The 7,831-nt window shown below is 57.0% G+C and carries 11 protein-coding genes; 9 read left to right on the top strand and 2 right to left on the bottom strand.

What is annotated here, in order from left to right; all coding sequences use genetic code 11:
• Positions 1–253: 253 nt before the first annotated feature.
• The 5 genes from RA19_RS06770 to RA19_RS06750 all read left to right on the top strand — a co-directional run bounded on the left by RA19_RS06770 (position 254) and on the right by RA19_RS06750 (position 3,647).
• Entirely contained in the window at positions 254–1,447 is a 1,194-nt protein-coding gene (locus RA19_RS06770) for a hypothetical protein (RefSeq protein ID WP_039160818.1), read from the top strand.
• A gap of 255 nt (positions 1,448–1,702) precedes the next feature.
• On the top strand, positions 1,703–2,017 hold the full coding sequence (gene rpsJ / locus RA19_RS06765) for a 30S ribosomal protein S10 (protein WP_019298501.1): 315 nt from the start codon (positions 1,703–1,705) through the stop codon (positions 2,015–2,017).
• Between the two features lie 18 nt (positions 2,018–2,035).
• Entirely contained in the window at positions 2,036–2,740 is a 705-nt protein-coding gene (rplC, locus tag RA19_RS06760; RefSeq protein ID WP_039125998.1) for a 50S ribosomal protein L3, read from the top strand.
• Positions 2,737–3,354 (top strand): 50S ribosomal protein L4, encoded by a 618-nt coding sequence (rplD, locus tag RA19_RS06755; protein WP_039160816.1) that lies wholly within the window; start codon positions 2,737–2,739, stop codon positions 3,352–3,354. Before rplC ends, rplD begins: the two co-directional genes overlap by 4 nt.
• Entirely contained in the window at positions 3,351–3,647 is a 297-nt protein-coding gene (locus RA19_RS06750; protein WP_039160813.1) for a 50S ribosomal protein L23, read from the top strand. The genes rplD and RA19_RS06750 overlap by 4 nt, the downstream gene beginning before the upstream one ends.
• Before the next feature lie 459 nt (positions 3,648–4,106).
• On the opposite strand, the gene RA19_RS26485 is transcribed toward RA19_RS06750, so the two are convergent.
• Positions 4,107–4,307, bottom strand: coding sequence for a hypothetical protein (locus RA19_RS26485; RefSeq protein WP_152615702.1), 201 nt, complete (start codon positions 4,305–4,307; stop codon positions 4,107–4,109).
• A 10-nt stretch (positions 4,308–4,317) separates the two neighbouring features.
• Positions 4,318–5,328, bottom strand: a complete 1,011-nt coding sequence (locus RA19_RS06745) for an SDH family Clp fold serine proteinase (RefSeq protein WP_152615701.1) — start codon at positions 5,326–5,328, stop codon at positions 4,318–4,320.
• Positions 5,329–5,610: 282 nt separating this feature from the next.
• Here RA19_RS06745 and rplB point away from each other — a divergent pair, with 282 nt between their 5' ends.
• From rplB to rpsC, 4 genes are read left to right on the top strand one after another with little or no spacing between them, the layout of a single operon-like run.
• A complete protein-coding gene (rplB, locus tag RA19_RS06740) occupies positions 5,611–6,453 on the top strand; it encodes a 50S ribosomal protein L2 (RefSeq protein WP_039160811.1) in 843 nt (280 codons plus the stop codon).
• A gap of 3 nt (positions 6,454–6,456) precedes the next feature.
• Positions 6,457–6,735: a 30S ribosomal protein S19 gene (gene rpsS / locus RA19_RS06735; protein ID WP_024088539.1), complete on the top strand. Its 279-nt coding sequence runs from the start codon at positions 6,457–6,459 to the stop codon at positions 6,733–6,735.
• 3 nt (positions 6,736–6,738) lie between these two features.
• Positions 6,739–7,119, top strand: a complete 381-nt coding sequence (rplV, locus tag RA19_RS06730; RefSeq protein ID WP_008557868.1) for a 50S ribosomal protein L22 — start codon at positions 6,739–6,741, stop codon at positions 7,117–7,119.
• Entirely contained in the window at positions 7,119–7,829 is a 711-nt protein-coding gene (gene rpsC, locus RA19_RS06725) for a 30S ribosomal protein S3 (protein ID WP_039160809.1), read from the top strand. Before rplV ends, rpsC begins: the two co-directional genes overlap by 1 nt.
• Positions 7,830–7,831: the final 2 nt, after the last annotated feature.

Below are 7,831 nucleotides of genomic sequence, written 5' to 3'. Positions count from 1 at the left end.
CGTCGGCGCCGGCGTTGTGTCGAAGATCATCGAGTAATCAGCAGCGCTGATACTTGATGGAAAGGGTCGCTCATCCGAGCGGCCCTTTTTCTATGCGGCTCGAGACTCTTCGAGAGTTCGAGGGCCTAGATGCTGGACCTTGAATAGCACTCGTATAGGTGGCTGGGATGTCGCCAAATTCATGCCATAATAGTTTCACGTTCCAAGCTTTTTCCGCCGTCAAGAAAGGGGAAAGCTTTTAAGGAGTCTTTGAGTGGGACGTGTAATCTATTTGTTTCTGATCGCCCCTTGGTGGGTATACGCAGCGGCGGCTGCAGGTTTCTTGTATTTGAGTGAGCAAGTTTATCAGAACGAGTTGAAAGAACGGGCCGATGCCACAGCTGCACTGGCCCAGCCCGTTCCAGACCGGGTGGACTTGTCTGCTTTTGACAGGCAGAACGATGTCGGTCTGGCGGACGAGGTGCACATTGCTGGCTGGATCAATACGGATTTCAATTATCATCTTCGCAAAACCAAGAAAGGCAGCGTCCGCGCAGAAGGGTATATGTATGTGTTGCAAGGGGCCTCTGACACTTCGAGCACTAAACAGGTCCGTGCCATTATTTTGATGTCAGAGCGTGAGAAAGCTGATTTCATCCGCCGGATCTCCGAGTTTCAGGTCCCCGGTAAGCTGGACGAGACTGGGCATTTGTACTTTGCGTTCAATGGAGTGAGAACTAATGAAGGATCATTTTCAGACCTTGTTAACGATGCCTTCAAAGAACAGGGGCTGACGAAGGGGCCGGACTTCATTGTCGTCGAACCGTTTTGGGAAGGCCGGGAAAAGGGATTGACCTACACGGGCGATCCTCAAAGGTTTCGCGAGAAGCTGTGGAAGCTTTCCGGTGTTCTGCTTGTACTGGCAGCGATCAAATTCGGATTGGCGCGCCGCAGCAAGCGGCGGCAGAGTGAACGGGACGCGGCCAGTGTCGAACGCGCAATCTTCGCCAGTTCTCCCGTCGCCAGCGCTGGCGAGAAAGGTGCCGGGTTTGGCAGGCCGGACCTCGGAATGTCTCAGCCGAAAACGCTGCGCCAGATTGCAGCAAAGGTGCAGAAAACGTCAGCTGAAAGGCCCGGTCCTGAACTTCAGTTCGAGGCCAGTAGGGAGGCCCTTGGATTGGCAAAGGCAGGGTTTCTGCAGCGCTTCATCAAGGCGTCCAGAAAATCCCAGATCATCCTCTTGGGGATGGTGTTTGTTCTTCCGCTTTGTGTAATGAAACCCGCCTTTGGAGGAGTTCTTCTTCCTGTCGCGCTTCTGGTCTACATCTACTGGTCAATTGGCACCAAGGTTGCCTCATCAGTGAGGGAGGCATTGGAGGAGGTGGGCCTTCTCAAACCCAGAATTTCCAGCTTGGCAAAGCAAGACCCTTTCAGCCGGCTGGAAGCCCAGGCAAGGAATGTCCGATAGCGCAAATTAGGGCAGTTGGCCTGACTGCCCTAACTATCTGGACAAGATGATAAACAAACTCCAAATCCACCGCTCTCCCCAAACGCAACCGTTTCGGTGCGAAACCCCTTGCCACACTGCCTTTTCAGGCGTATAGGGCGCGAGTTCGCTGATGCGAATTGGGGCGGGATGATTCCCGCCTTTTGGGTTCGATGAGGGGTTGCGGTGGTCGCAGGCCCTCCTCTCAACCCCAACGCCTGAATAAAAGGCTGTACGATGCAAAGCCAAAACATCCGTATCCGGCTGAAGGCATTTGACTATCGCGTGCTGGATGCGTCCACGCAAGAGATCGTCAACACTGCCAAGCGGACCGGCGCGCAAGTGCGCGGCCCGATCCCGATGCCGAACAAGATCGAGAAATTCACTGTTCTGCGTGGCCCCCACGTTGACAAGAAATCCCGCGACCAGTTCGAGATCCGCACCCACAAGCGCCTTCTCGACATCGTCGACCCGACCCCGCAGACCGTGGACGCGCTGATGAAGCTCGACCTGGCCGCCGGCGTTGACGTCGAAATCAAGCTGCAGTCGTAAGATCGGAGGGTATAGATTATGCGTTCCGGTATTATCGCTAAAAAAGTGGGCATGACCCGCCTGTTCCTGGAAGACGGCAAGCAGATCCCTGTGACCGTTCTGTCCCTGGACGGCCTGCAGGTTGTTGCTCAGCGCACCGAAGAAAAAGACGGCTACACCGCTGTTCAGCTGGGTGCAGGCTCCGCCAAGGCAAAGCGCACCTCGCAAGCCATGCGCGGCCACTTCGCCGCTGCCAAGGTTGAACCCAAGCGTAAGCTGGCCGAATTCCGCGTTCCCGCGGATGGCCTGATCGAAGTCGGCGCCGAAATCTCGGCCGAACACTTCCTGGCTGGCCAGAAAGTGGACGTCACCGGCACCTCGATCGGTAAAGGCTTTGCAGGTGCCATGAAGCGTCACAACTTCGGCGGTCTGCGCGCCTCGCACGGTGTGTCGATCTCGCACCGTTCGCACGGTTCGACCGGTCAGTGTCAGGACCCCGGCCGCGTCTTCAAAGGCAAGAAAATGGCCGGCCACATGGGTGCAGCCCGTGTGACCACCCAGAACCTGGAAGTGGTGAAAACCGACGCCGAGCGCGGCCTGGTCTTCATCAAGGGCGCCGTACCGGGCCCGAAATCCGGCTGGGTTACCGTCAAGGACGCCGTGAAGAAGAAAGCCCCCGAGGGCCTGCCTTTCCCGGCCGCTCTGAAAACTGCGGAAGCTCCCGCGGAAGGTGGTGAAGCATGAAACTTGACGTGATCAAACTCGACGGCGCCAAAGCCGGTGAAGTTGAACTGTCGGAAGACCTGTTCGGCCTGGAGCCGCGTGCGGACATCCTGCACCGCGTGGTCCGCTGGCAGCGCAACAACGCGCAGGCCGGCACCCACAAGGTGAAGACCCGTTCGGAAACCTCCTACTCGACCAAGAAGATCTACCGCCAGAAGGGCACCGGCGGCGCACGCCACGGCGACCGCAACGCGCCGATCTTCCGCAAGGGTGGTATCTACAAGGGTCCGACCCCGCGTTCGCACGGCCACGAGCTGACCAAGAAGTTCCGCAAGCTGGGCCTGCGTCACGCGCTGTCCGCCAAAGCAAAAGCGGGCGAGCTGGTCATCATCGAGGACGCAGCAGCTGAGGGCAAGACCGCCGCTCTGGCCAAACAGGTGAAGAACCTGGGCTGGAAACGCGCTCTGGTCATCGACGGCGCTTCGGTCAACGAAGGCTTCCTGCAAGCGTCGCGCAACATCGAAGGTCTGGACATTCTGCCGACCATCGGTGCCAACGTCTATGACATCCTGAAGCGTGACACCCTGGTGATCACCAAAGCAGGTGTCGAAGCACTGGAGGCTCGCCTGAAATGAGCGCGAAAGCAGAACACTACGACGTGATCCGCAAGCCGATCATCACCGAGAAATCCACCATGGCGTCCGAGAACGGCGCAGTGGTTTTCGAAGTGGCGATCGACTCCAACAAGCCGATGATCAAAGAAGCTGTCGAAGCTCTCTTTGGCGTCAAGGTGAAAGCGGTCAACACCACCGTCACCAAGGGCAAGGTCAAGCGTTTCCGCGGCCAGATGGGCAAGCGTAAAGACGTGAAAAAAGCCTATGTCACCCTGGAAGAAGGCAACACCATCGACGTGTCCACCGGACTCTGATATCTGCCTTTTTGACAAGATTGAGAGGCCCTCGCGCAAGCGGGGGCCTTTTGCGTTGGGGCAGGGGGCTTGGGCATGGCGGGGCTCCTTGTGGCGGCGGTGGCTCAAGGTATAGCTACTGCCGGTTAAGATCCGCGAAGCCTTGCGTGCGGTGGGCGCGCAACACCCGTCAATGCACTTCGCTGCAATCTTGCTCCCAGGCGCTGAATCAAGGCCGCAGGCCGCCGCGCCAGCGCCGTCCCGCCCCCATGGGGCGGCGCTTTGGCTGGTGGTGTGCCTGTCGGTGAGGTCGTACGGATTTGGCCGGGATAAACTGCCAAACGCCACGTTGCTAGCGCCACCCCGCGGGACGGCGCTGGCGCTCTTGGTGGCTAAACTTTCGAGATATGGCTGTGTTCAAAAGAAAAACCCCGCAGGATTGCGGGGCTTGATAGCAGTTGGATCAGGATGAATGTGGTGTCAGCCTGCCGAGTGTACAACGGTACGACGCGCTTCAAGGCTACGCCGCCGCTCAAAAGGCGAAGCAAGGTCATAGCCCTTGGATTTTGTGCCGTTTTCACGCAGCCCTCTAATTGCCGAAAGCGCTTCTTCGAGTGTGTGTAGGTCTCGTTCGACTTGCGGATTCGAGGCGATCACAGACTTCATGTTAAGGTTTTCCATGATGTTCTCCCTATAGAAGCGTTATAGTGTGTCTGTTCTGAAACACAATATCTTTGCCACGACGTTGCATGTAGTCCTGTAGGAGCCGGTGGTATTTGCCAATTGCGTCGTTTTTTTGAGCATCGGCGCCAAAGTCTTCCACAACAAGGTTAAGATCACGTTGAAGGACAGCCATTGAAATTCCGCGTGAGTGAGATTTCCAACGGTCTGTTGAGTTAAGTTTGGTGCCAATCTCTTCAGCTCTGTCCGCCTTCATGTCATCAGTAACGGGCATTCCTCGGCCTTCAGTTCGAGTCCAGTCTTTGAACTTGTACTTAGTGAGCCAGTCTACCAGCAGGGCAGTTGAGAGGTCGCGGGCCTTTTCAAAAGAGTCGAGTTCAGCTGGATCAAACTTTTCAATCATGAACGCCATTTCGGCAGCAGATAGGGAACCTGCCTGAGACTTGGCCACGAGCTCTTCATACTTGTTAAGATACCCCAAGGCAGGGACGAAGAAGCCGCTAGTTTGGCTCCGTACTTGGGGGTCTACGGGGCCAAGAACGGAATAATAGTCCATGTAAATATTGTCGCCGCACATGACTAGAACGGTACCTGCAGACATGGCGCGGTTTGGAACGATAAAGTTGATTTCACCTTGGGGGTAATGATGTCTCAATACATCGGCGATGCGTTCAACCACTTCAATCGAGCCACCATCTGTTTCCAAAACCACACTTAGGTCCTTGTTGCGTTCGGATCCGTCAGTGGCGATTTCTTCGGTAAATGTGCGGACGATGTCGTCAATTCCCGCATACATCGGGGCTACAATCGTGATGACATCACTTTGCATGGTGGCTTCAAGGTGAGTAAGCCTCTGATGCAGCTCGTGTTCAATGTAATGGTTTGAAGTTGTAATATCCAATTTTCGACCCAATGTTTGTCGTGCCTTCTTGCCTATACTTTGCTCATAAGTAGTGATGACTTGCAACCTTTTGAAGATCACCTCGTTTGCTGTGCGCGCGTAGGGTGCGAATTTTCCCAACAGAAGATTTCTAACCTCAGGCAACGCCTTATTGAAGGAATGAGAGAAGCGTGCATTCCTTCGAGCAACTCTTTGTAAGCCCCTAGACTCCCCCAGACACCTCTGCTACACGCCATCCATCCTGAAGGCCCCGGATTCGCTCCGGGGTCGTTACGTTTGTCAGGATGTGTGAACTCGGGGACCTTCGGGGCCCTAAAACTTTGGCACCTACGGGGGCCTTAAACATAGCTGGGCCAAAGACAATAACCTAAGGCCTGGCACGCTAAACGGAAGACAGAAAGCATGGCACTTAAGTCGTATAAGCCGACGACGCCGGGCCAGCGTGGGCTGGTTCTGATCGACCGTTCGGAGCTTTGGAAAGGGCGTCCGGTCAAGTCTCTCACTGAGGGTCTGACCAAATCGGGCGGCCGGAACAACACCGGACGGATTACTTCCCGCCGCCGCGGCGGCGGCGCAAAGCGTCTCTACCGGATCGTTGACTTCAAACGGAATAAATTTGATGTCGCCGCAACCGTCGAGCGCATCGAGTATGACCCCAACCGTACTGCCTTCATCGCGCTGGTGAAGTATGACGACGGCGAGCAGGCCTATATCCTGGCTCCGCAGCGTCTGGCAGTCGGCGATCAGGTCATCGCCTCCGCAAAGGCAGACATCAAGCCGGGCAACGCAATGCCGTTCTCGGGCATGCCGATCGGTACCATCGTCCACAACATCGAGATGAAACCGGGCAAAGGCGGCCAGATCGCCCGCGCAGCCGGCACCTACGCTCAGTTTGTTGGCCGTGACGGCGGATACGCTCAGATCCGCCTGTCCTCGGGCGAACTGCGCCTCGTGCGTCAGGAATGCATGGCCACCGTTGGTGCCGTGTCGAACCCCGACAACTCGAACCAGAACTTTGGTAAAGCCGGCCGCATGCGCCACAAGGGCAAGCGCCCGTCTGTGCGTGGTGTGGTTATGAACCCGATCGACCACCCGCACGGTGGTGGTGAAGGCCGGACCTCCGGTGGCCGCCATCCGGTGACCCCCTGGGGCAAGCCGACCAAAGGCAAGCGCACCCGCAACAAGAACAAGGCGTCGCAGAAGCTCATCATCCGCTCGCGTCACGCCAAGAAGAAAGGCCGCTAATCCATGGCACGTTCCGTATGGAAAGGCCCCTTCGTTGATGCTTATGTCCTGAAAAAGGCCGAAGCAGCGCGTGAATCGGGCCGCAATGAAGTGATCAAGATCTGGTCGCGCCGTTCCACCATCCTGCCGCAGTTCGTCGGCCTGACCTTTGGTGTCTACAACGGCAAAAAGCACATCCCAGTCAACGTCTCGGAAGACATGATCGGTCAGAAGTTCGGTGAGTACTCGCCGACCCGCACCTATTATGGCCATGCCGCTGACAAAAAAGCGAAGCGGAAGTAAGTCATGGGTAAGGAAAAGAATCCCCGCCGCGTGGCAGACAACGAAGCAATGGCAAAACTGCGCATGCTCCGTACCTCCCCGCAGAAACTGAACCTGGTGGCTCAGATGATCCGCGGCAAGAAAGTTGAGAAGGCGCTGACCGACCTGACTTTCTCCAACAAGCGGATTGCGCAGGACGTGAAGAAATGCCTTCAGTCCGCCATCGCGAATGCTGAAAACAACCACAACCTGGACGTCGATGAACTGATCGTCGCCGAGGCATGGGTTGGCAAGAACCTGACCATGAAGCGCGGCCGTCCGCGGGCTCGTGGCCGGTTCGGCAAAATCCTGAAGCCGTTCGCGGAGATCACCATCAAGGTGCGTCAAGTTGAGGAGCAAGCCTAATGGGTCAGAAAGTCAATCCGATCGGCATGCGCCTGCAGGTGAACCGCACCTGGGACAGCCGCTGGTACGCCGACACCAAAGACTACGGTGATCTGCTGCTCGAGGACCTGAAAATCCGCGAGTTCATCCAGAAAGAATGCAAGCAGGCAGGCGTTGCGCGCGTGATCATCGAGCGCCCGCACAAGAAATGCCGTGTGACCATTCACACCGCCCGTCCGGGCGTCATCATCGGCAAGAAAGGCGCGGACATCGAAGTCCTGCGCAAGAAAATCGCCAAGATGACCGAGTCCGAGCTGCACCTCAACATCGTTGAAGTGCGCAAGCCGGAACTGGACGCGCAGCTGGTTGGCGAGTCCATCGCTCAGCAGCTGGAGCGCCGTGTGTCCTTCCGCCGCGCCATGAAGCGTGCGGTTCAGAACGCCATGCGCATGGGTGCCCTGGGCATCCGCGTGAACGTTGCCGGCCGTCTGGGCGGCGCGGAAATCGCGCGTACCGAATGGTACCGTGAAGGCCGCGTGCCGCTGCACACCCTGCGTGCAGACATCGATTACGCTCACTCCGAAGCGATGACCCCTTACGGGATCATCGGGATCAAGGTCTGGATCTTCAAAGGCGAGATCATGGAGCACGATCCTTCGGCGCGTGACCGTAAAGCACAAGAAATCCAGGACGGCCCTGCACCCCGTGGTGCTGGTGGCGGCCGTCGCTAAGG

The organism is Leisingera sp. ANG-M1 (assembly GCF_000813745.1).
Taxonomy (GTDB): Bacteria; Pseudomonadota; Alphaproteobacteria; order Rhodobacterales; family Rhodobacteraceae; genus Leisingera.
The sequence above is the reverse complement of the archived record's forward strand: the minus strand, read 5'-3'. Positions and strand labels throughout refer to the sequence as shown.

Bases quoted from the DNA above. Each gene is read 5' to 3' on its own strand.
- rpsS (WP_024088539.1), top strand. From the start codon at position 6,457: ATGGCACGTTCCGTATGGAAAGGCCCCTTCGTTGATGCTTATGTCCTG.
- rplD (WP_039160816.1), top strand. From the start codon at position 2,737: ATGAAACTTGACGTGATCAAACTCGACGGCGCCAAAGCCGGTGAAGTT.
- rplV (WP_008557868.1), top strand. From the start codon at position 6,739: ATGGGTAAGGAAAAGAATCCCCGCCGCGTGGCAGACAACGAAGCAATG.
- rplB (WP_039160811.1), top strand. From the start codon at position 5,611: ATGGCACTTAAGTCGTATAAGCCGACGACGCCGGGCCAGCGTGGGCTG.
- rplC (WP_039125998.1), top strand. From the start codon at position 2,036: ATGCGTTCCGGTATTATCGCTAAAAAAGTGGGCATGACCCGCCTGTTC.
- rpsJ (WP_019298501.1), top strand. From the start codon at position 1,703: ATGCAAAGCCAAAACATCCGTATCCGGCTGAAGGCATTTGACTATCGC.
- RA19_RS26485 (WP_152615702.1), bottom strand. From the start codon at position 4,307: ATGGAAAACCTTAACATGAAGTCTGTGATCGCCTCGAATCCGCAAGTC.
- RA19_RS06750 (WP_039160813.1), top strand. From the start codon at position 3,351: ATGAGCGCGAAAGCAGAACACTACGACGTGATCCGCAAGCCGATCATC.
- rpsC (WP_039160809.1), top strand. From the start codon at position 7,119: ATGGGTCAGAAAGTCAATCCGATCGGCATGCGCCTGCAGGTGAACCGC.